Raw genomic sequence first — 758 nt, forward strand, 5'->3', positions numbered from 1 at the left:
TCGGTCCTGACCAACAAGTACGCCGAGGGCTACCCCGGCCGCCGCTACTACGGCGGCTGTGAGCACGTCGACGTCGCCGAGCAGATCGCGATCGACCGGGTCAAGGAGCTGTTCGGCGCCGAGTACGCCAACGTCCAGCCGCACTCGGGCGCCTCCGCCAACCAGGCCGCCCTGTTCGCGCTGGCCCAGCCCGGCGACACCATCCTGGGCCTGGACCTGGCGCACGGCGGTCACCTCACCCACGGGATGCGGCTGAACTTCTCCGGCAAGCAGTTCGACGTGGTCGCCTACCACGTGGACGAGGCCGGACTGGTCGACATGGCCGAGGTCGAGCGGCTCGCCAAGGAGCACCGCCCGAAGGTGATCATCGCCGGCTGGTCTGCGTACCCGCGGCAGCTGGACTTCGCCGAGTTCCGCCGGATCGCCGACGAGGTCGAGGCGTACCTGTGGGTGGACATGGCGCACTTCGCCGGTCTGGTCGCGGCGGGCCTGCACCCGAACCCCGTCGAGTACGCGGACGTGGTCACCTCCACCACCCACAAGACGCTGGGCGGCCCGCGCGGCGGCATCATCCTCGCGAAGAAGGCCTTCGCGAAGAAGCTGAACTCGTCCGTGTTCCCGGGCTTCCAGGGCGGTCCCCTGGAGCACGTGATCGCGGCGAAGGCGGTGTCCTTCAAGGTCGCCGCCTCGGACGACTTCAAGGAGCGCCAGCGCCGTACGGTCGACGGCGCGCGGATCCTCGCCGAGCGGCTGACGGC

General features: G+C 70.1%; 1 protein-coding gene. It reads left to right on the forward strand.

The features are described 5' to 3' along the window. Window positions 1-758 (forward strand): serine hydroxymethyltransferase (gene glyA / locus P1P75_RS41765; RefSeq protein ID WP_319265321.1); only part of this gene is annotated, 758 nt, incomplete at both ends.

Origin of the sequence: Streptomyces sp. ID05-39B (genome assembly GCF_033794725.1) — a bacterium.
In the GTDB taxonomy this organism is placed as follows: domain Bacteria; phylum Actinomycetota; class Actinomycetes; order Streptomycetales; family Streptomycetaceae; genus Streptomyces; species Streptomyces bobili.